Genomic DNA, 23330 nt, shown 5'->3' on the forward strand with positions numbered 1-23330 from the left:
CTCAGAGCCGGGATGTGCCGGTCAGCGGCCCTCGACCGGAACGAAGTCGCGCAGGACCTCACCGGTGTAGATCTGGCGCGGACGGCCGATGCGCGATCCGGGCTCCTTGATCATCTCGTGCCACTGGGCGATCCAGCCCGGCAGGCGGCCGAGGGCGAAGAGGACCGTGAACATCTCGGTCGGGAAGCCCATGGCGCGGTAGATGAGGCCCGTGTAGAAGTCCACGTTGGGGTAGAGCTTGCGCTCGACGAAGTAGTCGTCGGCCAGCGCGTGCTCCTCCAGCTTCAGCGCGATGTCGAGCAGCTCGTCGGACTTGCCGAGCGCCGAGAGGACGTCGTGCGCCGCCGCCTTGATGATCTTCGCCCGGGGGTCGAAGTTCTTGTAGACGCGGTGCCCGAAGCCCATGAGCTTCACGCCGTCTTCCTTGTTCTTCACCTTGCGGATGAAGGTGTCGACGTCGCCGCCGGTGGCCTGGATGCCTTCCAGCATCTCCAGGACCGACTGGTTGGCGCCGCCGTGCAGCGGGCCCCACAGGGCCGAGATGCCGGCCGAGATCGAGGCGAACATGTTCGCCTGCGAGGAGCCGACCAGGCGCACGGTGGAGGTCGAGCAGTTCTGCTCGTGGTCCGCGTGCAGGATGAGCAGCTTGTCGAGCGCGGAGACCACGACCGGGTCCAGCTCGTACTCGGCGGCGGGCACCGAGAAGGTCATGCGCAGGAAGTTCTCGACGTAGCCGAGGTCGTTGCGCGGGTAGACGACCGGGTGGCCCTGCGACTTCTTGTACGCGTAGGCGGCGATCGTCGGAAGCTTGGCGAGCAGGCGGATCGTCGAGAGGTGGCGCTGCTTCTCGTCGAACGGGTTGTGGCTGTCCTGGTAGAACGTCGACAGCGCGCTGACCACGGACGACAGCATGGCCATCGGGTGGGCGTCTCGCGGGAAGCCGTCGTAGAACCGCTTGACGTCCTCGTGCAGCAGGGTGTGCTGCGTGATCTCGTTCTTGAACGAGGCCAGCTCGTCGACCTTCGGCAGTTCGCCGTTGATCAGCAGGTACGCCACCTCGGTGAAGGTGGAGCGCTCGGCCAGCTGCTCGATCGGGTAGCCGCGGTACCGGAGGATGCCCTGTTCGCCGTCGAGATAGGTGATGGCGGATTTATAGGCGGCGGTGTTGCCATAGCCGCTGTCCAGGGTCACCAGACCGGTCTGGGCGCGGAGCTTCCCGATGTCGAAGCCCTTGTCGCCGACGGTCGAATCGATCACCGGGTAGGTGTACTCGCCATCGCCGTACCGCAGTACTACAGCGTTGTTACCGTTCTCGCTCACGTCATCCCTCACCGACGTTGTGCCTCTTCTTCGAGGTGCCCTGACTGTCTCTACCATCCCCCATTTGGCCCTGGAGAGTGCACTCGGGGTCGACCATTGGGCCTATTGACGGCACTCAGTGCCGCCAACCTGCTCATCCTGCCCCCTTCGCCCCGGTTGCGAAAGTGCTGTGTGACGTTTCCGACTCGTTTGATCGATCAAATCATCCCTGAGCCGGGAACCGGCGGCCCGCGAGCCGGAAATCCAGGGCCGTGCAGCGCCTGCCCGCAGAGACCGTGCGCACGGCCTGTCCAAGAGCCTTGCGCGATCCGACGAGGACGACCAGCCTTTTCGCGCGTGTCACCGCGGTGTAGAGCAGATTGCGCTGGAGCATCATCCACGCGCCCGTGGTGACGGGGATCACCACCGCCGGATACTCGCTGCCCTGGGAGCGGTGGATCGTGACCGCGTAAGCGTGCGCCAGCTCGTCCAGCTCGTCGAAGTCGTACGGAACCTCCTCATCCTCGTCGGTCAGGACGGTGAGCCGCTGCTCGTCCGGGTCGAGGGCGGTGACGACGCCCACCGTGCCGTTGAAGACGCCGTTGCGCCCCTTCTCGTAGTTGTTGCGGATCTGGGTGACCTTGTCGCCGACGCGGAAGACCCGGCCGCCGAACCGCTTCTCGGGCAGGCCGGGGCGGGCGGGCGTGACGGCCTGCTGGAGGAGGCCGTTGAGGGCGCCCGCGCCCGCGGGGCCCCGGTGCATGGGCGCGAGGACCTGGACGTCCCTGCGGGGGTCGAGGCCGAACTTGCGCGGGATGCGGTGCGCGGCGACGTCCACCGTGACGCGGCCCGCGTCCTCGGTCTCCTCCTCGACGAAGAGGAAGAAGTCCTTCAGGCCCTGGGTGAGCGGCGGCACCCCGGAGTTGATGCGGTGGGCGTTGGTGACGACGCCGGACTCCTGCGCCTGGCGGAAGATCCGGGTCAGCCGGACGGCGGGCACGGGGCTGCCGTCGGCGAGCATGTCCCGCAGGACCTCGCCGGCGCCGACGCTCGGGAGCTGGTCGACGTCGCCCACGAAGAGCAGGTGCGCGCCGGGCGGCACGGCCTTGACCAGCTTGTTGGCGAGGAGCAGATCGAGCATCGAGGCCTCGTCGACCACGACCAGATCGGCGTCGAGCGGACGCTCCTTGTCATACGCCGCGTCTCCCCCGGGCCGCAGTTCCAGCAGGCGGTGCACGGTGGAGGCCTCCGCGCCCGTCAGCTCGGCGAGGCGCTTGGCGGCGCGTCCGGTGGGGGCGGCGAGGACGACCTTGGCCTTCTTGGCGCGGGCCAGCTCGACGACGGAACGGACCGTGAAGGACTTGCCGCAGCCGGGCCCGCCGGTCAGGACGGCCACCTTCCGCGTCAGCGCGAGCCGCACGGCCTCCTGCTGCTCGGGGGCGAGCTGGGCGCCCGTGCGCTTCGCGAGCCACGCCAGAGCCCTGTCCCAGTCGACGTCGCGGAAGGCGGGCATGCGGTCGTCCGGCGTCTTGAGCAGCCGCAGGAGCTGGGCGGCGAGGGAGAGTTCGGCGCGGTGGAAGGGGACGAGATAGACGGCGGTGACGTCGTCGCCGCCGTCCGGGGCCGGGAGCGTCTCGCGCACGACGCCCTCCTCTTCCCGCGCGAGATCGGCCAGGCAGTCGATGACGAGGCCGGTGTCGACCTGGAGGAGCTTCACCGCGTCGGCGATGAGGCGCTCCTCCGGGAGGTAGCAGTTGCCCTGGTCGGTCGATTGCGAAAGGGCGTACTGAAGGCCCGCCTTGACGCGGTCGGGACTGTCGTGCGGGATGCCGACCGCCTGGGCGATGCGGTCGGCGGTCAGGAAGCCGATGCCCCAGACGTCGGCCGCGAGGCGGTACGGCTCGTTCCTCACCACGGAGATGGAGGCGTCGCCGTACTTCTTGTAGATCCGCACGGCGATGGAGGTGGAGACGCCCACTCCCTGGAGGAAGACCATGACCTCCTTGATGGCCTTCTGCTCCTCCCAGGCGGCGGCGATCATCCTGGTCCGCTTGGGGCCGAGGCCCGGCACCTCCACGAGCCGCTTCGGCTCGGTCTCGATGACGTCGAGGGTGTCGACGCCGAAGTGGGTGGTGATGCGGTCGGCCATGACGGGGCCGATGCCCTTGATGAGCCCGGAGCCCAGATAGCGGCGGATGCCCTGGATGGTGGCGGGCAGCACCGTCGTGTAGTTCTCCACGGTGAACTGCTTGCCGTACTGCGGGTGGGAGCCCCAGCGGCCCTGCATCCGCAGGGATTCGCCGACCTGCGCGCCGAGCAGCGAGCCGACGACGGTCAGCAGGTCTCCCCCGCCGCGCCCGGTGTCGACGCGCGCCACGGTGTAACCCGTCTCCTCGTTGGCATACGTGATGCGTTCGAGGACCCCCTCTAGCACCGCGGCGGCCGCTGCTGGACTCGACATGGTCCGACGCTACAGCCCGGCACTGACAGGCGGCACGCCGCCCGGGCCCCGCAGGCGCCCGGTCGCCGGAACTCCGAAGGGACCCGGTCCGTCGACCGGGCCCCTTCGCTCCCTCCCCCGAATGCCAGAAATTCCGTGTCCCCCCGGATCCCCCCAGATCCCCCCTGGAAGTCCTGACGCAAAGTACGACACGGTTCGTGGCCGGAGGGTTGCACGCCGTCGCGGAGGAATGTTTTCGGCTCACGCGTGCGTGCGGAAGCGTTCGGCCGTCTCCCGCAGCACTTCGCCGCCGTCCCGCTCCCACAGCGCCTCGTTGAAGATCTCGACCTCGATCGGGCCGTCGTACCCGGCGGCGTCCACCAGGTCGCGGAAGGCCCTGAAGTCGACGCATCCGTCGCCCAGTTGCCCGCGGCCGAGCAGGACGCCCGCGGGCAGCGGAGTGATCCAGTCCGCGAGCTGGAAGGCGTGCAGGCGCCCGCCCGCGCCCGCCCGCGCGATCTGCGCGGGCGCCTGGTCGTCCCACCAGACGTGGTACGTGTCCACGACCACGCCCACCTGCCGCGCCGGAAAGCGTTCCGCGAGGTCGAGCGCCTGGCCGAGGGTGGAGACGACGCAGCGGTCCGAGGCGAACATCGGGTGCAGCGGCTCGATGGCGAGGCGCACGCTCCGCTCCTCGGCATAGGGGCCGAGGAGCGCGAGGCCGTCCGCGATGCGCTCCCGGGCCCCCGCGAGGTCCTTGCTGCCGGGCGGCAGTCCGCCGGAGACCAGGACCAGCGTGTCGGCGCCGAGCGCCGCGGCCTCGTCGATCGCCGCGCGGTTGTCGTCGAGGGCACGCGCGCGTGCCGCCCCCGCGGTGTCCGTGAGGAAGCCGCCCCGGCACAGGCTGGTGACCGCGAGGCCCGACTCGCGCATGAGCCGGGCGGCGCGCTCGACCCCGTACGCCTGGACGGGTGCGCGCCAGAGGCCGACCGAGGTGACGCCCTCCTTCGCGCAGCCCTCGGCCAGTTCGGGCAGGGACCACTGCTTGATGGTCTCCTGGTTGACGCTGAGCCGGGACAGGGGCGGGGCGGCGCTCATCGCGGTACTCCGTGGACGGTCAGCAGGGCCCGCATGCGGGCGGCGGCGAGGGACGGGTCGGGGAACAGGCCGAGTCCGTCGGCGAGTTCGTAGGCGCGGGCCAGGTGCGGCAGGGAGCGGGCCGACTGGAGGCCGCCCACCATGGAGAAGTGTGTCTGGTGCCCGGCCAGCCAGGCGAGGAGCACCACGCCGGTCTTGTAGTAGCGGGTGGGCGCCTGGAACAGGTGGCGCGACAGCTCGACGGTGGGGTCGAGGAGCCCGCGGAAGGCCGTCACGTCCCCCGTGTCGAGCATCCGCACCGCCTCGGCGGCCAGCGGCCCCAGCGGGTCGAAGATGCCCAGCAGGGCGTGGCTGAAGCCGTGGTCGTCGCCCGCGATCAGTTCGGGGTAGTGGAAGTCGTCGCCGGTGTAGCAGCGCACGCCCCGCGGCAGGCGGCGGCGCAGGGCGACCTCGCGCCCGGCGTCGAGGAGCGAGACCTTGATGCCGTCGACCTTGTCGGGGTGGGCGGCGATGACCGCGAGGAACGTCTCCGTCGCGGCGTCCAGGTCCGCCGAGCCCCAGTAGCCCTCAAGGGCCGGGTCGAACATGGGACCGAGCCAGTGCAGGATCACCGGCTCGCTCGCCTGGCGCAGGAGGTGGCCGTACGTCTCCAGGTAGTCGTCCGGTGAGGCGGCCGCCGCCGCGAGGGCCCGCGAGGCCATCAGGATCACCTGGGCGCCGGCCTCCTCGACGAGGGCGAGCTGCTCCTCGTACGCCCGGACGACCTGCGGGAGCGTGGCGGGCACGGTCAGCTGGTCGGTGCCGACGCCGCAGGCGATGCGGCCGCCGGCCGCCTTCGCCTCCCCGGCCGAGCGGCGGATCAGCTCGGCCGCCCCCTGCCAGTCCAGGCCCATGCCGCGCTGGGCGGTGTCCATGGCCTCCGCGACGCCGAGGCCGTGCGACCAGAGGTGGCGGCGGAAGGCGAGCGTGGCATCCCAGTCGACGGCGGCGGGGCCGTCCGGGGAGACGTCGGCGAACGGGTCGGCGACGACGTGGGCGGCGGAGAAGACGGTGCGCGAGGTGAGCGGCGGGCCGCCCGCCGTCAACCGCGCCGGCTCGGCGCGCGGGGTGTACGCGCGCGTGCCGCCGCCCGCGACGGGGAGCAGGAGGGTGGTCACAGCGCGATCTCCGGCACGTCGACGCGGCGGCCCTCGGCCGAGGACTTCAGGCCCAGCTCGGCGAGCTGCACGCCGCGCGCGCCCGCGAGGAGGTCCCAGCGGTAGGGGGCGTCGGCGTAGACGTGCTTGAGGAACAGCTCCCACTGGGCCTTGAAGCCGTTGTCGAACTCGCCGTTGTCGGGCACCTCCTGCCACTGGTCGCGGAAGGAGTGGGTGGCGGGCAGGTCGGGGTTCCAGACGGGCTTCGGCGTGGCGCTGCGGTGCTGCACGCGGCAGTTGCGCAGGCCCGCGACGGCGGAGCCCTCGGTGCCGTCGACCTGGAACTCGACCAGTTCGTCGCGGTTGACGCGCACCGCCCAGGAGGAGTTGATCTGCGCGACGACGCCGCCGTCCAGCTCGAAGACGCCGTACGCGGCGTCGTCGGCGGTGGCGTCGTAGGGCTTGTCCCGCTCGTCCCAGCGCTGCGGGACGTGCGTGGCGGTGAGCGCCTGGACGGTGCGCACGCGGCCGAACAGCTCGTGCAGGACGTACTCCCAGTGCGGGAACATGTCGACGACGATGCCGCCGCCGTCCTGCGCGCGGTAGTTCCACGACGGGCGCTGGGCGGGCTGCCAGTCCCCTTCGAAGACCCAGTAGCCGAACTCGCCGCGCACCGACAGGACGCGGCCGAAGAAGCCGCCGTCGATGAGCCGCTTCAGTTTGAGCAGCCCCGGCAGGAAGAGCTTGTCCTGGACGACGCCGTGCTTGACGCCGGCCTCCTCGGCCAGGCGGGCGAGGTCCAGGGCCCCGGCGAGGCCGGTGGCGGACGGCTTCTCGGTGTAGACGTGCTTGCCCGCGGCGATGGCCCGCTTGAGGGCGTCCTCGCGGGCGGAGGTGACCTGCGCGTCGAAGTAGATGTCGACGGACGGGTCGGCGAGGACGGCGTCGAGGTCGGTGGAGAAGTGCTCCAGGCCGTACTGCCCGGCCAGGGCGCGCAGCGCGTCCTCCCTGCGGCCGACCAGGACCGGCTCCGGCCACAGCACCGCGCCCTCGCCGATGTCGAGGCCGCCCTGTTCGCGGAGGGCCAGGATCGAGCGGACCAGGTGCTGGCGGTGGCCCATGCGTCCCGTGACGCCGTTCATGGCGATCCGCACCGTCTTGCGTGTCACGAAAGTCCCTCCGTAAGGGCGGCGTGGTGAGCGCTCGCGGCAGGCAGCCGCCAGGAGACGGCCGTCACTCGGCGGCCGACGACCGACCACCGTAGTAAGCGCTTTCTATCTAGACAGAAGCTAGCCTGCCGCACAAGGTTCGGACAAGGGCTTCGGGCCACGGCAGTGACCAAAGGACGACGAGATGACCGTGACCCTGGCGGACGTGGCGGCCCGCGCGCAGGTCTCCCCCGCCACCGTCTCCCGCGTGCTGAACGGCAACTACCCGGTGGCGGCGGCCACCCGCGAGCGCGTCCTGCGCGCGGTCGACGACCTCGACTACGTCTTGAACGGCCCCGCGAGCGCCCTCGCCGCGGCCACGTCCGACCTGGTCGGCATCCTGGTCAACGACATCGCGGACCCCTTCTTCGGGATCATGGCGAGCGCGGTGCAGTCCGAGATCGGCGGCCCCGGCGGGCGCGCGGGCGGCGAGCGGCTGGCCGTGGTCTGCAACACCGGCGGCTCCCCCGAGCGCGAGTTGACCTACCTCACGCTCCTCCAGCGCCAGCGCGCCGCCGCCGTGGTCCTCACCGGCGGCGCGGTCGAGGACGCGGAGCACGCCGCCGCGGTGGCGGGAAAGCTGCGGCGCCTCGCGGACGCGGGCTCACGGGTGGTGCTCTGCGGCAGGCCGCCCGCCCCCGGCACCGACGCCGTGGCGCTCACCTTCGACAACCGCGGCGGCGGCCGGCGGATCACCGAGCACCTCATCTCCCTCGGCCACCGCCGCATCGGCTATATCGCGGGCCCGCAGGAACGCACCACCACCCGCCACCGCCTGGAGGGCCACCGGGAAGCGCTGGCCGCACACGGCGTCGAGGACGACCCGGCGCTCACCGTCCACGGCCGCTACGACCGCCGCTCCGGCCACGACGGCACCGTCGAACTCCTGCGCCGCGACCCCTCCCTGACCGCCGTGGTCGCCGCCAACGACACGGTGGCGATCGGCGCCTGCGCGGCGCTGCGCGGCGCGGGGCTGCGCATCCCGGACGACGTCTCCGTGGCGGGCTTCGACGATCTGCCGTTCAGCGGGGACGCCGTCCCCGCGCTGACGACCGTCCGCCTCCCGCTGTACGAGGCGGGCGCCCGGGCGGGCCGCGTCGCCATGGGCAAGGAGGAGCCGCCGCCGGGCGACGTGGCGACGGTGCGCGGCGAGCTGGTGGTCCGGAAGTCGACGGGGGTTCCTCGGTAGCGCCGCGGAGAAGTCCCGCCCGAATCACCCCCGTCACCCCATGGCGGCGCCGGGACTTTCCCGCGACCCCCCGATGCCCAGCCGCCGCGCCAGCCGGCCCAGCTCCGCCATCGCCTCCGTGATCTGCGCGGGGGGTACGGCGGCGTAGCCCAGGACCAGGCCCGGGGCGTGGGGGCGCTGGGCGTGCCAGGACAGCGGGTGGACCTTGACGCCGCGGTGCAGGGCCGCAGCGGCCAGGGCCGTGTCCGCCTCGGCGCCCGTGGCCGGGGGCGTGTCCGCGTGCTCGTCCGTTTCCGTTGCCGCGCCCGTGGCCGTCGCGTCGGGCCACGTCAGCGTCAGGTGCAGGCCCGCCGCCGCGCCGTGCGCCGTCGCCCCGGGCAGGTGGGTGCGGATGCCCTCGATCATCGCGTCCCTGCGGCGGCGGTGGTGGCCGCGGATCAGGCGCAGGTGGCGTTCCAGCGCGCCGCTCTCCATCAGGTGGGCCAGGGCCGCCTGCGGGAGCGCGGCGTTGCCGAGGTCGGCCAGGCGCCTGGCGTCCACGAGGGCGGGGCGGTACCTGGCCGGGGCGAGCAGCCAGCCGATGCGCAGAGCGGGGGCGAGGAGCTTGGAGATGCTGCCGGTGTAGCAGACGTGGTCGGGGAGCTGGGCGCGGAGGGCGGGGACGGCCGGGCGGTCGTAGCGGTGTTCGGCGTCGTAGTCGTCCTCGATGATCAGGCCGCCCTCGCGGGCCCACCCCAGCAGCGCGCGGCGGCGCTCGCCGCCGAGCACGACGCCGGTGGGGAACTGGTGGGCGGGTGTGAGCAGGACGGCGGCGGCGCCGGTGGCGCGCAGGGCGTCGACGCGGACGCCCTGCGCGTCGACCGGGACCGGAGGGGTGGGCAGCGGGTGCAGGTGCTGGCGGACGCCCAGGGAGCCCGGGTCCTCCACGGCCACACGGTCGACGCCCTCCGCGTGCAGCACGTCGACCAGGAGCCGCAGCGCCTGGGCCGTGCCGTTGACGATCATCACGTCGTCGGGGTCGGCGTTGATCCCGCGGTTGCGGGAGAGCCAGCGCGCGACGGCGGCGCGCAGGGCCGGGGTGCCGCGCGGGTCCCCGTATCCGAAGGCGGAGGGGGTCAGCTCCGCGAGGGCGGCGCGTTCGGCGCGCAGCCAGGCCGTGCGGGGAAAGGCCGCGAGGTCGGGCCGGCCGGGGGTGAGGTCGATGCGGGCGGGGGCGGCGCGCAGGGCCTCGAAGACGCCCAGGCCGGTGGGTGCGGTGAAGAGCCGGCCGGCCGGGGCGGCGGGCGGCTCGGGGGTCGCCGCCGGGGCGGGCGCGGGGCGGTGCGGCACGGCGAGGACGACGGTCCCGCCGCGCCCCCGGCCCGCCACGTGGCCGTCCTCGCCGAGCCGCCGGTAGGCCTCGGTCACCACGCCGCGCGAGAGGCGGAGTTCCTCGGCGAGGGTGCGGGTGGCGGGCAGGCGGCTGCCGGTGGCCAGCCGCCCGTCCGCGATGGCGGAGCGGATCTCCCGCGCCAGCCAGTTCGCGAGCCCGCCCTTGGGGGCGGTACGGGGGTCCAGCTGGAGGAAGTCGGACGTGGCCGACACCGCGGGCGTCGCGGAGGCCGTGTGCCGGTCGGCGGGCCGCCTGCGGGGCGGCGGATGCGGGCCCGGCTCCTCGGGCTCCGGGGCCGTTATGGTCCTGTCCGTGGGAGATCCTTTGGACCTGTTCATGGAGCCATTGTGGCGACAGGGTCGGGGCATGGAATTCTTCCTCACCTCCCTCGTCGTCTGCGTGACGCCCGGCACCGGGGCGCTGTTCACGATCGCGGCGGGTCTGTCGCGGGGCGCCCGGGCCGCCGTCATCGCGTCCGTCGGCTGCACGCTGGGCGTCGTCCCGCACCTGGTCGCGGCGGTCACGGGCCTCGCGGCGCTGCTCAACGCCAGCGCGGTCGCGTTCGAGACCCTGAAGTACCTCGGCGTGGCCTATCTGCTCTCCATGGCGTGGAGCACGCTGCGGGACAAGAGCGACCTGACCGCCGAGCGGGAGCCGGAGCCGCGGTCGGCGGGCCGCACGATCCTGACGGCCGTGCTGATCAACGTCCTCAATCCGAAGCTGACCCTGTTCTTCTTCGCGTTCCTGCCGCAGTTCGTGACCCCCGGCGAGCCGTACGCCCTGCTGCGCATGACCGAACTCGGCGCCTACTTCATGCTGATGACGTTCGTGGTCTTCCTGGCCTACGGGCGCTTCGCCGCGGCCATGCGCCACCACGTCATCGCCCGGCCCCGGGTCGTCGGCTGGATGCGCCGCACGTTCGCCGCGGCCTTCGCGGCGCTGGGCGCGCGCCTGGCGTTCCTCTGAACGGCGGCAGCGGGCTTCCGCCGACGCGCGGCCCGGCTTACTGTTGACTCAGTCAAAGCCAGGTCGGGTGATCTCATGACGAAACCGCTGGAGAAGACCGCTCAGGCGCCGTCGGCCGTGGGCGCGCCCATCCAGGAGATGCGGGCCTTCAACCGCTTCTACACCAACCTCATCGGCGCCCTCGACTACAGCCGCCATCTGTACGTGCCGTACACGCTCACCGAGTCGCGCGTCCTGTACGAGCTGGCGCACTCGCCCCACACCGACGCGGCCGACCTGCGGGTCGCGCTCTCCCTCGACGCGGGCTACCTGAGCCGGCTGCTCGCCAAGTTCGAGCGGGACGGCCTCGTGGAGCGGACGCCGTCCGCACCCGATCCGCGACGGCAGCGGATCACGCTGACCGCGCGGGGGCGCGACGCCGCCGACCTGCTCGACGAGCGGTCGCGGGAGGCCGTCGGCTCGCTCGTCGCCGAGGTGCCGGCCGCCGACCGGGCCCGCCTCACGGCGGCCATGCGCACCGTGCGGAGCATCCTCGAACGCACCGGCCGGCGGCGCGCGGGCGTGCGGCTCCGGGAGTCGCGGGCGGGCGACCTCGGATGGATCGTGCAGCGCCACGGCGAGCTGTACGCCGCCGAGCACGGGTGGAACACCGCGTACGAAGGGCTGGTCGCCCGCATCGTCGCGGACTTCACCCAGGACCACGACCCGCGCCTGGAGCGGGTGTGGATCGCCGAGCTGGACGGACGCCCGGTGGGGAGCGTGATGTGCGTGCGCGACGGGGAGCCCGGCACGGCACGGCTGCGCCTCCTGCTGGTCGAGCCGGACGCGCGCGGCCTCGGGATCGGGGACGAGCTCGTGAGCGCCTGCGTCGGCTTCGCGCGCGAGGCGGGGTACCGGGACATGGTGCTCTGGACCGTCGACGTGCTCGCCGCCGCCCGCGTGATCTACCGGCGCCACGGCTTCGTCCTCGCCGGGGAGAAGCCGCACCGCGCCTTCGGCGCCGACCTCGTCGGACAGGACTGGCGGCTGTCCCTCGGCGACAGGCCCGCCTGAGCGGCGGAGGGCGTGACCGGGCCCACCCGCCGCCTACTGTCGGGACCATGAAACTCGCCTTCTCCACCCTCGGCGTGCCCGGCCTGCCGGTCGCCGACGTGCTGCGGCTCGCCACCGACCACGGCTACCAGGGCGTCGAGCTGCGCGCGCACCCCGAGGAGCCCGTGCACCCCGGGCTCGGCCTCGTCGAGCGGGCGGACGTCGCCGCCGAGTTCACGGCGGCCGGCGTGGACATCCTCGGCGTCGCCGGGTACGCGCGCGTGGCCGCGCCCGGCGACGACGGACCGGTCCTCGACGAGGTGCGCTCCCTCGTCGCCCTCGCCCGTGACGTCGGCGCCCCCTTCGTCCGCGTCTTCCCCGGCGGCGACGCCGGGCAGAGCGCCGAAGAGGCCGACGCGACGGCCGCGAGGCGGCTCGGCGCCGCCGCGGGGCACGCCGCCGACGCCGGTGTGCGCATCCTCCTCGAGACCCATGACTCGCACCGCACGGGAGCGGACGCCACCCGGGTCCTCGGCACGGTCGGGCACCGCGGGGTCGGCGCGCTGTGGGACGTCATGCACACCCTGCTCGGCGGCGAGTCCGTCGCCGACAGCTTCGCCGCCCTCTCCCCCTACCTCGGCTACGTCCAGGTCAAGGACGTCGCGTCCCCGCACGACACGACCCCGCTGGCCCTGGGCGCCGGCACGCTGCCGCTCGCCGAGACCGTGGCGCTGCTCAGCGCGGAGGGCTGGGACGGCTGGCTGTGCTGGGAGTACGAGAAGCGCTGGTACGAGGGCGCGGCGCCCCTGCCGCGACTGCTCGGCCCGGGGCGGGAGTATCTGTCGCGCCTGCTGAGCCGCTCGGCCTGACGCCGCCGGAGCCGGCGAACGAGGTGAGCGCCACGCCGCCCACCAGCAGGGCCGCCGCGCACCAGCGCAGGCCGCTCACCGGCTCGCCGAGGACGAGGGCCGCCGACGACATGCCGAAGACCGGCACGAGGAGCGAGAACGGGGCGACCGTGGACGCGGGGTAGCGGCGCAGCAGGAACCCCCAGGCGCCGAACCCGAAGACGGTCGTGACCCAGGCGACGTAGGCGATGATGCCCGCGCCCGACCAGTCGAGGGAGCGCAGGGCCTCCGCGTCCCGCCCGGGTCCCTCGAAGAGGAGGGAGAGGCCGAGCAGCGGCAGGACGGGGACGGTGCTCACCCACACCATGAAGTTCAGCGAGTCCGACGGCGACGCCTTGCGGGTCAGGACGTTGGAGACGCCCCAGCACGCCGCCGCGCCGATGACCACCGCGAAGGCGGTGAGCGGCCCGGTCTCCCCCTCGTCGACGGCCGCGACGCCGATCCCGGCGAGGGCGACGGCCATGCCGATGACCCGTACGCGTCCGGGCCTTTCGCTCAGCGCCACGGCGGCGAAGAGGGCGGTGAAGACGGCCTGGATCTGGAGGACGAGCGAGGAGAGCCCGGCGGGCATCCCGGCGTCCATGCCGACGAAGAGCAGCCCGAACTTGGCCACGCCGAGGGTGAGTCCCACCCCCACGATCCACTTCCACGCGACCTTGGGGCGCCCCACGAAGAAGACGGCGGGCAGGGCCGCGGCGAGGAAGCGCAGGGCGGAGAAGAGCAGCGGCGGGAAGTGGTCGAGCCCCACTTCGATGACGACGAAGTTGACGCCCCACAGGGCGGCGACGAGGACGGCCAGGCAGACATGTACGGGTCGCATGCGTCGAGGATCACCTGGCCGGACCGTGTAGCACCAGCACGGATCTCTGCATGGTTGGATGAAGCAACGCTTACGTATGAGGTGTCGTTCGGGCCGATGCGAGAGCTGACGTTCGAGCCGATGTGTGGAGGGCCCATGCTCGATCTCGCCAGGCTGCGCGCGCTGCACGCCGTCTCCGTGCACGGGACGGTGGGCGCGGCGGCCACCGCGCTCGGCTACACCCCGTCGGCGGTCTCCCAGCAGATCGCGAAGCTGGAGCGGGAGACGCGGACCACGCTCCTCGAACGGCGCGGCCGGGGGGTCGCGCTCACCGACGAGGCGCTGCGTCTCGTCGAGACGGCGGGGCAGTTGATGTCCCTCGTCGAGCGGGCGGAGACCGATCTGGAGGAGCGGCGCGGGGTGCCCGCGGGGCGGCTGGCCATCGCCGCGTTCGCCTCGGCGGCGCGGGGGCTCATGCCGCGGGTCCTCGCGGACCTCGCGGAGCGGCATCCGGCGCTCGACGCGCGGATGTCGGAGGTGGACCCGCATCTCTCCGTGGACCTGGTGGCCAAGGGGGCGGTCGACCTGGCGGTGGCCCACGACTGGGACATCGCTCCGCTGCCGGCGCCGCCGGGGGTGGAGCAGGCCGTCATCGGCGACGACCTGTGCGACCTCGTCGTGCCGGTCGGGCACCGGCTCGCGGGCCGTCCCGCGGTGCGGCGGGAGGAGCTGCGGGGCGAGCGCTGGATCGCGCAGCCGCCGGGGCTCGTCTGTCACGACTGGCTCGTGCGGACGCTCCGGGAGGCGGGCTGCGAGCCCGACATCGCCCATACGGCGGAGGAGAACCCCACGCTGGTGGCCCTCGTCGCCGCGGGGCTCGGCATCGCCCTGATCCCCCGCCTCGGCCGCGGACCGCTGCCGGAAGGGGCGGTCACGGCCCGCCTCGACCCGCTGCCGGTGCGGCGGCTGTACGCGCTCTGGCGCACCGGGGCCGCACGCCGGCCCGCCATCACCGCGACGGTCCACTCCCTGCGGTCCCACTGGACCCCGTAGCCCCTGGGAGCACCGGGGCACGACAGGGCGCGCCCCGCACCACTTCGCGGAAACCGGGAACCCGCGCCGGGCCCCGGCCGTCCAACCGGCACACTGCCGGTGAGTCTCCGCAGGGCGGTGTCGGCATCGCTGCTGGCTGCGAACGCTGACCACCCTCTCCGCCGCCCGCGGCCGGCAGCCCGCCGTCACCGGCGCGCCCCCTTCCACACAGCGCCGGTGACGGCCCCTCACGCCCGGCCGGCCCTTGACCGGCAGAAATCTTCGGGATATCCGTAGCTCCTGAAAGTTTCCTTCGGCCCGCAGGAGCGCCCGTGCCCCAGCCCGACGACCACACGCTCCGCGCCCTCATCGCGAAGATGAGCCTGGAGGAGAAGGTCGGCCAGCTCTTCGTGATGCATGTGTACGGGCACACGGCCACCGCCCCCGACCAGCGGGACGTCGAGACCAACCGCAAGGAGCTCGGCGTCGACGACGCGGCCGCCCTGATCGCGCGCTACCACCTCGGCGGCATCATCTACTTCGGCTGGGCCCACAACACCCGCACCCCGCACCAGATCGCCGCCCTCTCCCGGGGCATCCAGCAGGCGGCGGCGCGAGCGCTGCCCTCGGGCATCCCCGTACTGATCTCCGTGGACCAGGAGCACGGGGCCGTGGCCCGCGTCGGCGCCCCGGCGACGCTCCTGCCCGGCGCGATGGCGCTGGGGGCGTCCGGTTCGCACGAGCACGCCCGCGAGGCGGCCCGGATCGCGGGCGTCGAGCTGCGCGCCCTCGGCATCCGCCAGGACCACGCCCCGGACGCCGACGTGAACGTCAACCCGGCCAACCCAGTCATCGGCGTCCGCTCCTTCGGCTCCGACCCGGAGGCGGTCGCCGGCTTCGTGACGGCGCAGATCGAGGGCTACCGGAGCGCGGGCGTGGCGACCGCGGCCAAGCACTTCCCCGGGCACGGCGACACGACGGACGACAGCCACACCGAGCTGCCGCGCATCGACCACACCCGTGAGGAGTGGGAGAGGTACGACGCGCCGCCCTTCCGCGCGGCGGTCGCCGCGGGCGTGGACTCCGTGATGACGGCCCACATCGTGGTGCCCGCCCTCGACCCGTCGGGCGACCCGGCGACGCTCTCGCACCCGATCGTGACGGGCGTCCTGCGCGAGGAGCTGGGCTATGACGGCGTGGTCGCCACGGACTCGCTGGCGATGCGGGGCGTGCGGACGAAGTACGGCGACGGCCGTGTGGCGGTGCTGGCGCTCAAGGCGGGCGTGGACCAGCTCCTCAACCCGCCGCAGCCGCAGGTCGCGTGGGACGCGGTGCTCCAGGCGGTCGCCGACGGCGAGCTGAGCGAGGACCGCGTCGACGCGTCCGTGCTGCGCGTCCTGCGCATGAAGGCCGGGGTCGGCCTCATCACCGAGGACGGCACGGCGGCACCGGACCTCATGGCCGAGACGGAGCCCGCCGTGGGCGGCGCCGCGCACCTGGCGGCGGCCGACCGCATCGCGGAGGCCACGACGACGCTGCTGAGCAACGACGACGCCACGCTGCCGCTGTCGCCCCGCACGCACCGCGACGTCCTGGTGGTCGGCGCCGACCCGCGTTCGCCCTCGGGCACGACGGGCCCGCCCACGTCCGTCCTCGCGGACACCCTGACCGGCCTCGGCTTCACCGCCACCGCCCTGTCGACGGGCGCCTCGCCGGACGCGGCGCTGATCGAGAAGGCGGTGGCCGCCGCGGAGGGCGTGGACGCGGTCCTGGTGGCGACGTACAACGTCGCGACCCACGCGGCCACGGCCCGGGACCACACCCAGGCCGCGAACGCCGCGCTGTTCGCGGCGCTGCCCACCGGGGAGGCGGGCGCGCCGGACGGCCAGGCCGCCCTGGTGGCCGCGCTCAAGGCGACCGGCGTGCCCGTCGTCGCCCTCGCGATCCGCAACCCCTACGACGTGGCCCGGCTCCCCCACGTCGACGCGGCGCTCGCCTCGTACTCCTGGACCGATGTCGAACTGCGCGCCGCCGCCCGGGTGATCGCGGGCCGCGTCACGCCGCGCGGGCGGCTTCCGGTGCCGGTGCGGCGGGCGGACGACCCGGCGCAGGTGCTGTACCCGGTCGGCCACGGGCTGACGTACTGACGCCTACGCCGGTCCGCGGGCGCCGCACCGCCGATCGCCGCAAAGCCCCCTCCACGCCTGGCCCGCCCCCGCTCCCCCGCGTCACGCTGGAGCGCACGTATCGGGGGGAACGCCATGCTTGCCTGCCACGCCGAGCCGCGCGCGGCCATGGGGACGCGCTGCGCGCTGCTGCTCGCCGCGGCGGCGGCCCTGCTGACGGGCTGCCAGGCGTCCGGCGGGGCGGAGGGCTCGGACGCCCGCACGTCGGTGGCCTCGCGCCCCTCGGGCCACGGCGAGGTGTTCCTCGCCGTCGACGAGTGCAGTTCCCGGGGGCGCACGGGGTTCTCGGAGGTGCCGTGCACCAGCGAGCGGGCGGCGGCGCGCGTGCTCGCGCGGCACCACGGCGAGGCGGGGCAGGGCCCCTCCTGTCCGGCGCGCACCGACTTCGTGCTGCACATCAGCGAGAGCAGGCCCGCCAAGGACGAGGACGGCGACGGGGCGGTGCCCCGGGGCCACGCCTGCATGCGCAACCTCGAACCGCCGCACCCCGGTGACCCCGGGGGCGGCGGCGGTCCCAGGACCGTCGTGGGTGACTGCGTCTACTCCGCGGGGCGGCGCGAGGTCCGGGAGACCGCCTGCGACGGCAGCGGCGAGCGCACCCCCGAGTACCGGGTGGCCTCGGCGGTGCGGAGCCGTGCCCGGTGCGGTCCCGCGACCGCGCTGTACGTCACCCTCGGCGGGTCCCGGCCCGTCGGATGCGCCGAGCCGGTCAGGGCCGCAACGTCATCTCCTTCTTGACGTCCCCGCGGTCGAGCCGCGCGTCGTACTCGGCCAGCGGCTTCGACGTGGCGGTCGAGACACCCGCCCACGCCTTGATCCGCTGCGTGGCCTTCGCCTTCTGGGCCGGGACGAGCTGCGCGACCGTCGCCCCGTGGTTCGCGCCGGGGGCCGTGAAGACGTACGAGTCGTGCTTGGCGCCCCGCGCGGGACGGAACCGCTCGGCGCCGTACGGGTCGTACTCGCCGTAGACGTACATCATCCGGTGCGCGTGATGCCGCACCCAGCGGTCGACGTCCCGCATCGCGCCCGGCCGGAACGTCATCGGGATGTCACGGGGCACGAAGTTCCGCGGCGGCTGGTAGCCGTAGCGGCTCAAGTCGCCGAGCCAGGGCTGGCTGATGGTGGGCGAGCCGAGTTCCGTGCCCGCCTGGTAGTAGTACGGCGTGTACGGTTCCAGGCCCTGGTCGGTGTAGGAGGACCAGCCGCCCACGGCGTCGACGTAGTCGAAGAGGTCCTGGTCGGACACGGTGGCGGCGTCCGGGATCTCGCCGCAGGCGGTCGCCGCCGGCTGGTACTGCCAGAAGCCCCACGTCAGGTCGAGGACGACCGCCTCGAAGGCCTTGTCCAGGGAGCCGACGGTCCTGAAGGTGCGGTTCTCCGCGGCGGCGAGGGCCGCGAGCTTCTTCGACAGCGGCTCCCTGCGCTCCAGCGCCTCGCGCTGCACGGCCTGGATGCGCTCGCGGCACTCCTCGGTGCCGACGTTCGCCAGGAACGCGTCGTACGCCGAGTCCTCCTTGTCCACCACGTCGTTGGGCGCGACGTAGGAGACGACGCCGGCCATGTCGCGGGGGTAGAAGCGCTCGTAGTACGTCGCCGTCATGCCGCCCTTGGAGATGCCCGTGGCCAGCCACTTCTTGCCGTAGATCGGCTTCAGCGCCCGGTAGACGCGGTGCTGGTCGGTGGCGGCCTGCCAGATGTCGAGCTTGGACCAGTCGGCCGGGTCGGGGCGCGAGGGCGAGAAGAAGCGGTACTCCATGGAGATCTGGTTGCCGTCGACGATCTGCGTGGGCTCACGGCGGCTGGGGTTCGTGGAGACGCTGTAGCCGCTGGTGTAGTAGACCGTGGGGCGGCCGGTGTCCTTGTGCAGGACCGTCAGGCGCTGCTTGAACGTGCCCTTGGAGGGGCGGCGGTGGTCCACCGGCTGGGTGTAGTTCAGGACGAAGAAGCGGTAGCCGGGGTACGGCTTCTCCTCGATGAGGCTCATGCCGGGTATGGCGAGCAGTCGGTCCTTGATGTCCGGTTCGGCGGTGGTGGGCCGCTCGCCGGTGGTGGTCCGGTCGGCGGCGGTGGCCGCCCCGGACGTCGCTCCGGCCGCGCCCACCGTGCCTATCAGCACGACGAGTGACACCAGCCATCTGAGCGCCTTGCGCATGCACCCTCCCCTGTCGACACAGCAGTGCCCCGGAACCTAACGGAGCGACTGGGCCCGCACCAGAGGCCGTCAGGCGCGGCTCACGCGCCGCGGAGGATGCGACAGGTGCGTCAAAGGTCTCAGGTGGGTCGGATGTGTCAGGTGCGTCAGGTGCGTCAGGAGCGGACGCGGCGCGGTCAGCAGAGAATCCACCCCGAGGTGACGCCCCGCCCGCTGATCTTCCCCGTCACGCGCACGCAGCGGTGCCCCGCGTGGACCGTCACCGGGCCAGCGCGGTGGGTGAAGCGCCCCTTGTCCCGCACGGCACGGCTGCCGCGCGCCTGCACGCTCACGGACATGCTCTTGCGGACGCCGGGACGCTTGGCGATCAGTACGACACAGACGTAGCCGCGGGTCTTGAAGACCTCGACCCGGCCCTTGCTGAAGGGCAGGACCCGCACCTTGTGCCCCGCGCAGACGCCGGAGACGGCGTGCGCCGGCCCCGCGCCGGGACCCACGAGGGCCAGCAGGAGCGAGGCGGCGAGCCCGGCTGCGCCGAGCGTCAGCCGCCGGCGTATGTGACCCCGGCCGCGACCACTGCTCACGGTGTTCCCTCCCGCCACTGCGGCATCAACGTACTGATGTACGGACGCAGCCCACCGTCCCGCGGTTGCGGCTTCCCCCGGCTTTTCTCGGCCCGCCCCCCGGCCCGCTCAGGCCGCCTCCACCGGCTCCCCCACGAACGTGCGCCACAGCCGCGCGTACCGCCCGTCGAGCGCGAGCAGTTCCTCGTGCGTGCCGTCCTCCGCGACGCGTCCGTGGTCCATCACGACGACGCGGTCCGCGCGGGCGGCCGTGGTGAGGCGGTGGGCGACGACCAGGGTGGTGCGCTTGCCGGCGATGCGGTCGGTGGCCTGGTTGACCTGCGCCTCCGTGGCGAGGTCGAGCGCGGCGGTCGCCTCGTCGAGGAGCAGGATGTCGGGGTCGACGAGCTCGGCGCGGGCGAGCGCGATGAGCTGCCGCTGCCCGGCGGAGAGGTTGCGTCCGCGCTCGGTGACCTCGTGGAGGTAGCCGCCGTCCAGGGTGGCGATCATCTCGTGCGCGCCGACCGCGCGGGCGGCGGCCTCGACCTGGGCGTCGGTGGCGTCGGGACGCCCGTAGGCGATGGCGTCGCGGACCGTGCCCGCGAAGAGGTAGGCCTCCTGCGGGACGACGCCGAGGCGGTGGCGGTACGAGGTGAGGTCGAGGGAGCGCAGGTCGGCGCCGTCGACCGTGACCCGACCGCCCGTCGGGTCGTAGAACCGGGCGACCAGCTTGACCAGCGTGGACTTGCCCGCGCCGGTCTCGCCGACGAACGCGACGGTCTGGCCGGCGGGTATCCGCAGGTTCACGTCGCTCAGGGCCTCCTCCTCGCCGGTGTAGGCGAAGCGCACGTCCTCGAAGGCGATGTCGCCGCGCAGGGCGCTCACCTCCGCGGGTTCGTCGGCGGCCCGGGTCGAGGTCGGCTCCTGGAGCAGCTCCTGGATGCGGCCGAGCGAGACGGTGGCCTGCTGGTACCCGTCGAAGACCTGGGAGAGCTGCTGCACGGGCGCGAAGAACAGGTCGATGTAGAGCAGGTAGGCGACGAGCGCGCCGGTCGTCAGCGTGCCCGCCTCCACCCGGCCCGCGCCCACGACCAGGACGGCGACGACGGCGACGGACGACAGGAACTGCACGAACGGGAAGTACACCGAGATCAGCCACTGGCCCCGGATGCGGGCCTGGCGGTAGCTGTCGCTGTTCTCCGCGAACCGCTCGGCGCCGGAGCGCTCGCGCCGGAAGGCCTGCACGATGCGCAGCCCCGCCACGGACTCCTGGAGGTCGGCGTTGACGACGGAGACCCGCTCGCGCGCCAGTTCGTACGCCTTCACGCTGGACTTGCGGAAGAAGTACGTGCCGACGACGAGCAGCGGCAGCGTCGCGAAGACGACGAGGGCGAGCTCCACGTCGATGACGAGCAGGGCGACCATGATGCCGAAGAAGGTGACGACGGAGACGAACGCGGTGACGAGCCCGGTCTGCAGGAACGTGGACAGCGCGTCCACGTCCGTGGTCATCCGGGTCATGATGCGCCCGGTCAGCTCCCGCTCGTAGTAGTCGAGCCCGAGGCGCTGGAGCTGCGCGAAGATCTTCAGCCGCAGCGAGTACAGGACCCGCTCGCCGGTGCGCCCCGTCATCCGCATCTCGCCGGTCTGCGCCGTCCACTGCACGGCGACGGCGGCCAGCGCCAGGCCGGAGGCGGCCCAGACGGCGCCCAGCGCGAGCTGGTTGACGCCCTCGTCGATGCCGTGCCGGATCAGGACGGGCAGCAGCAGCCCCATGCCCGCGTCGACGGCGACGAGCAGCAGGCTGAACAGCAGGGGGAGGCCGAACCCGGCGAGCAGCCTGCGCAGCCCGTAGGACTCCTCGGGGGTGACGGCCCGCGCCTCGTCGATGCCGGGCTTGTCGTCGGCCGGGGGCAGCGCGTCGACCTGGGCGAGCAGCTCGGGCGTGGACGGCATCCCGGACAGCGCGGTGTCCTTGGGCTCCCGGTCGCCGGTCCACAGGGCGGGGGTGATGCCGCGCTCGGCGTCGAACTCGGCGTCCAGCTCGGCGCGTAGGGAGGTGTCCTCGGGCACGTCGACGGGGAGCGCGTGGCCGGGCGAGACGCCGCCCAGCTCGTCGGGGTCGGTGAGCAGGCGCCGGTAGAGGGGCGAGCGCTCCTCCAGCTCCTCGTGGGTGCCGATGTCGGCGAGGCGTCCGCCGTCGAGGACGGCGATGCGGTCGGCGAGGTTCAGGGTGGAGCGGCGGTGGGCTATGAGGAGGGTGGTGCGCCCGGCCATGACGCCGCGCAGGGCCTCGTGGATCTCGTGTTCGACGCGGGCGTCGACGGCGGAGGTGGCGTCGTCCAGGACGAGGAGGCGGGGGTCGGTGAGGATGGCGCGGGCGAGCGCGATGCGCTGGCGCTGGCCGCCGGAGAGCGTGAGCCCCTGCTCGCCGACCTTGGTGTCGTAGCCCTCGGGCAGCTCGGAGATGAACCCGTCGGCCTGGGCGGCCCGCGCCGCGGCCTCGATCTGCTCGCGGGTGGCCCCGGGGTGGCCGTAGGCGATGTTGGCGCCGACGGTGTCGGAGAAGAGGAAGGAGTCCTCGGGCACGAGCCCGATGGCGGCGCGCAGGGAGTCCAGGGTCAGCTCGCGCACGTCGTGGCCGCCGATGAGGACGGCGCCGTGCGTCACGTCGTAGAAGCGCGGCAGCAGCAGCGAGACGGTCGATTTGCCGCTGCCGGAGGAGCCGACGACGGCGAGGGTCTCGCCGGGGGCGATCTCGAAGGACAGCCCGTCGAGGACGGGCCTGTCGTCCTCGTAGGCGAAGCCGACCTCGTCGAACTCCACGGTGGCGGGCGCGTCGGCGGGCAGCTCCTTGGCGCCGTCGCTCATGCTCGGCTCGGTGTCGATCAGTTCGAGGACGCGCTCGACGCCCGCGCGGGCCTGCTGGCCGACGGTGAGGACCATGGCGAGCATCCGCACGGGTCCGACGAGCTGCGCGAGGTAGGTGGAGAAGGCGACGAACGTGCCGAGCGTGATCTCCCCGCGCACGGCGAGCCAGCCGCCGAGGGCCAGCATGGCGACCTGCCCGAGCATGGGCACGGCCTGGAGGGCGGGGGTGTAGCGCGAGTTCAGCTTGATGGTCCGCAGCCGTCCCGCGAAGAGCTTGCGCCCGACCTCCCGCAGCTTTCCGGTCTCCTGCTCCTCCTGCCCGAAACCCTTCACCACGCGTACGCCGCTGACGGAGCCGTCGACCACTCCGGCGACGGCGGCGGCCTGGGCCTGCGCGTACCAGGTGGCGGGGTGCAGGCGGGAGCGGGAGCGGCGGGCGATGAACCAGAGGGCGGGGGCGACGGCGAGGGCGACGAGGGTGAGCGGCAGGGAGAGCCACGCCATGATCACGAGGGAGATCACGAAGAGCAGGATGTTGCCGATGGTCATCGGCAGCATGAAGAGCAGGCCCTGGATGAGCTGGAGGTCGCTGGTGGCGCGGCCGACGACCTGCCCGGTGGACAGCTCGTCCTGCCGCCGCCCGTCGAGCTTCGTGATCGTCCCGTACATCTCGGTGCGCAGGTCGTGCTGGACGTCGAGGGCGAGCCGTCCGCCGTAGTAGCGGCGGATGTAGGTGGCTATGTAGACGAGGACGGCGGCACCGATGAGCGCCCCCGCCCACGGTCCCATGGACCTGCCGCCGCCCTGGCCGTCCTGCCCGATGACGTCGTCGATGATCACCTTGGTGATCAGCGGTACGAGGGCCATCACGGCCATGCCGGCGAGCGAGGAGCCGAGCGCGAGCACGACGTCCTTCGGGTACCGCCACGCGTACCCGGTGAGCCTCCTGGCCCAGCTCTTCGCCCCCGGACCGCCCACGCCGCCCCGTTCCTCCGTCACGTGCTGCCTCCCGTAGACCTGACCTGCCGAGAGGCCCAACGCGGCGGGCGGCGGATTTCATCCCGCCGCAACGAAGTGGG

16 protein-coding genes and 1 pseudogene are annotated in these 23330 nt (G+C 73.2%); 7 read left to right on the forward strand and 10 right to left on the reverse strand.

From position 1 onward, the window contains the following. Positions 1 to 21: 21 nt before the first annotated feature. The 5 genes from DCW30_RS05345 to DCW30_RS05365 all read right to left on the reverse strand — a co-directional run bounded on the left by DCW30_RS05345 (position 22) and on the right by DCW30_RS05365 (position 7142). Positions 22 to 1320 carry a citrate synthase gene (locus DCW30_RS05345; protein WP_062778233.1) on the reverse strand — a complete coding sequence of 433 codons (1299 nt, stop codon included), beginning with the start codon at positions 1318 to 1320 and terminating at the stop codon, positions 22 to 24. Between the two features lie 202 nt (positions 1321 to 1522). Then, on the reverse strand, positions 1523 to 3760 hold the full coding sequence (gene recD2 / locus DCW30_RS05350; protein ID WP_076686271.1) for an SF1B family DNA helicase RecD2: 2238 nt from the start codon (positions 3758 to 3760) through the stop codon (positions 1523 to 1525). Positions 3761 to 4000: 240 nt separating this feature from the next. Continuing rightward, positions 4001 to 4837, reverse strand: a complete 837-nt coding sequence (locus DCW30_RS05355; protein WP_076686270.1) for a sugar phosphate isomerase/epimerase family protein — start codon at positions 4835 to 4837, stop codon at positions 4001 to 4003. Further along, on the reverse strand, positions 4834 to 5994 hold the full coding sequence (locus DCW30_RS05360) for a dihydrodipicolinate synthase family protein (RefSeq protein ID WP_076686269.1): 1161 nt from the start codon (positions 5992 to 5994) through the stop codon (positions 4834 to 4836). The genes DCW30_RS05355 and DCW30_RS05360 overlap by 4 nt, the downstream gene beginning before the upstream one ends. Next, entirely contained in the window at positions 5991 to 7142 is a 1152-nt protein-coding gene (locus DCW30_RS05365; protein ID WP_076686268.1) for a Gfo/Idh/MocA family protein, read from the reverse strand. Before DCW30_RS05365 ends, DCW30_RS05360 begins: the two co-directional genes overlap by 4 nt. 184 nt (positions 7143 to 7326) lie before the next feature. Here DCW30_RS05365 and DCW30_RS05370 point away from each other — a divergent pair, with 184 nt between their 5' ends. Beyond that, positions 7327 to 8370 (forward strand): LacI family DNA-binding transcriptional regulator, encoded by a 1044-nt coding sequence (locus DCW30_RS05370; protein WP_076686267.1) that lies wholly within the window; start codon positions 7327 to 7329, stop codon positions 8368 to 8370. Between the two features lie 33 nt (positions 8371 to 8403). On the opposite strand, the gene pdxR is transcribed toward DCW30_RS05370, so the two are convergent. Next, positions 8404 to 10080, reverse strand: coding sequence for a MocR-like pyridoxine biosynthesis transcription factor PdxR (pdxR, locus tag DCW30_RS05375; protein WP_076686266.1), 1677 nt, complete (start codon positions 10078 to 10080; stop codon positions 8404 to 8406). A gap of 28 nt (positions 10081 to 10108) precedes the next feature. Between pdxR and DCW30_RS05380 the strand changes: the two genes are divergently transcribed. From DCW30_RS05380 to DCW30_RS05390, 3 genes and pseudogenes are all read left to right on the forward strand, one after another. Beyond that, on the forward strand, positions 10109 to 10708 hold the full coding sequence (locus DCW30_RS05380; RefSeq protein ID WP_076686265.1) for a LysE family translocator: 600 nt from the start codon (positions 10109 to 10111) through the stop codon (positions 10706 to 10708). Between the two features lie 75 nt (positions 10709 to 10783). After that, positions 10784 to 11761 (forward strand): bifunctional helix-turn-helix transcriptional regulator/GNAT family N-acetyltransferase, encoded by a 978-nt coding sequence (locus DCW30_RS05385; protein ID WP_076686264.1) that lies wholly within the window; start codon positions 10784 to 10786, stop codon positions 11759 to 11761. 47 nt (positions 11762 to 11808) lie between these two features. Continuing rightward, a pseudogene (locus DCW30_RS05390) lies at positions 11809 to 12495 on the forward strand (sugar phosphate isomerase/epimerase family protein); the annotation flags it as partial. Here DCW30_RS05390 and DCW30_RS05395 read toward each other — a convergent pair. After that, a complete protein-coding gene (locus DCW30_RS05395; protein WP_076686262.1) occupies positions 12476 to 13468 on the reverse strand; it encodes an EamA family transporter in 993 nt (330 codons plus the stop codon). The pseudogene DCW30_RS05390 and the gene DCW30_RS05395 sit on opposite strands and share 20 nt — an antisense overlap. A gap of 135 nt (positions 13469 to 13603) precedes the next feature. Between DCW30_RS05395 and DCW30_RS05400 the strand changes: the two genes are divergently transcribed. The 3 genes from DCW30_RS05400 (at position 13604) to DCW30_RS05410 (ending at position 17403) form a co-directional block, all read left to right on the forward strand. Next, on the forward strand, positions 13604 to 14500 hold the full coding sequence (locus DCW30_RS05400) for a LysR family transcriptional regulator (protein WP_076686261.1): 897 nt from the start codon (positions 13604 to 13606) through the stop codon (positions 14498 to 14500). 356 nt (positions 14501 to 14856) lie between these two features. Then, entirely contained in the window at positions 14857 to 16626 is a 1770-nt protein-coding gene (locus DCW30_RS05405) for a glycoside hydrolase family 3 protein (protein WP_079250405.1), read from the forward strand. A 114-nt stretch (positions 16627 to 16740) separates the two neighbouring features. Continuing rightward, entirely contained in the window at positions 16741 to 17403 is a 663-nt protein-coding gene (locus DCW30_RS05410) for a hypothetical protein (protein ID WP_237283435.1), read from the forward strand. Here the strand turns inward: DCW30_RS05410 and DCW30_RS05415 are convergent. From DCW30_RS05415 to DCW30_RS05425, 3 genes are all read right to left on the reverse strand, one after another. Further along, entirely contained in the window at positions 17375 to 18817 is a 1443-nt protein-coding gene (locus tag DCW30_RS05415) for an alpha/beta hydrolase family protein (RefSeq protein WP_076686258.1), read from the reverse strand. The genes DCW30_RS05410 and DCW30_RS05415 overlap by 29 nt on opposite strands. Before the next feature lie 176 nt (positions 18818 to 18993). Then, positions 18994 to 19401 carry a hypothetical protein gene (locus DCW30_RS05420; RefSeq protein WP_062778209.1) on the reverse strand — a complete coding sequence of 136 codons (408 nt, stop codon included), beginning with the start codon at positions 19399 to 19401 and terminating at the stop codon, positions 18994 to 18996. Between the two features lie 108 nt (positions 19402 to 19509). Further along, positions 19510 to 23250 (reverse strand): ABC transporter ATP-binding protein, encoded by a 3741-nt coding sequence (locus DCW30_RS05425; protein WP_079250134.1) that lies wholly within the window; start codon positions 23248 to 23250, stop codon positions 19510 to 19512. Between the last annotated feature and the right edge of the window lie 80 nt (positions 23251 to 23330).

It is taken from the genome of Streptomyces alfalfae (assembly GCF_004127445.1).
In the GTDB taxonomy this organism is placed as follows: Bacteria; Actinomycetota; Actinomycetes; order Streptomycetales; family Streptomycetaceae; genus Streptomyces; species Streptomyces alfalfae.

Coding starts and splice junctions, on each gene's coding strand:
- recD2 (WP_076686271.1), bottom strand. CDS start 3,760: ATGTCGAGTCCAGCAGCGGCCGCCGCGGTGCTAGAGGGGGTCCTCGAA.
- DCW30_RS05415 (WP_076686258.1), bottom strand. CDS start 18,817: ATGCGCAAGGCGCTCAGATGGCTGGTGTCACTCGTCGTGCTGATAGGC.
- DCW30_RS05380 (WP_076686265.1), top strand. CDS start 10,109: ATGGAATTCTTCCTCACCTCCCTCGTCGTCTGCGTGACGCCCGGCACC.
- pdxR (WP_076686266.1), bottom strand. CDS start 10,080: ATGAACAGGTCCAAAGGATCTCCCACGGACAGGACCATAACGGCCCCG.
- DCW30_RS05405 (WP_079250405.1), top strand. CDS start 14,857: ATGAGCCTGGAGGAGAAGGTCGGCCAGCTCTTCGTGATGCATGTGTAC.
- DCW30_RS05395 (WP_076686262.1), bottom strand. CDS start 13,468: ATGCGACCCGTACATGTCTGCCTGGCCGTCCTCGTCGCCGCCCTGTGG.
- DCW30_RS05355 (WP_076686270.1), bottom strand. CDS start 4,837: ATGAGCGCCGCCCCGCCCCTGTCCCGGCTCAGCGTCAACCAGGAGACC.
- DCW30_RS05370 (WP_076686267.1), top strand. CDS start 7,327: ATGACCGTGACCCTGGCGGACGTGGCGGCCCGCGCGCAGGTCTCCCCC.
- DCW30_RS05400 (WP_076686261.1), top strand. CDS start 13,604: ATGCTCGATCTCGCCAGGCTGCGCGCGCTGCACGCCGTCTCCGTGCAC.
- DCW30_RS05385 (WP_076686264.1), top strand. CDS start 10,784: ATGACGAAACCGCTGGAGAAGACCGCTCAGGCGCCGTCGGCCGTGGGC.
- DCW30_RS05410 (WP_237283435.1), top strand. CDS start 16,741: ATGCTTGCCTGCCACGCCGAGCCGCGCGCGGCCATGGGGACGCGCTGC.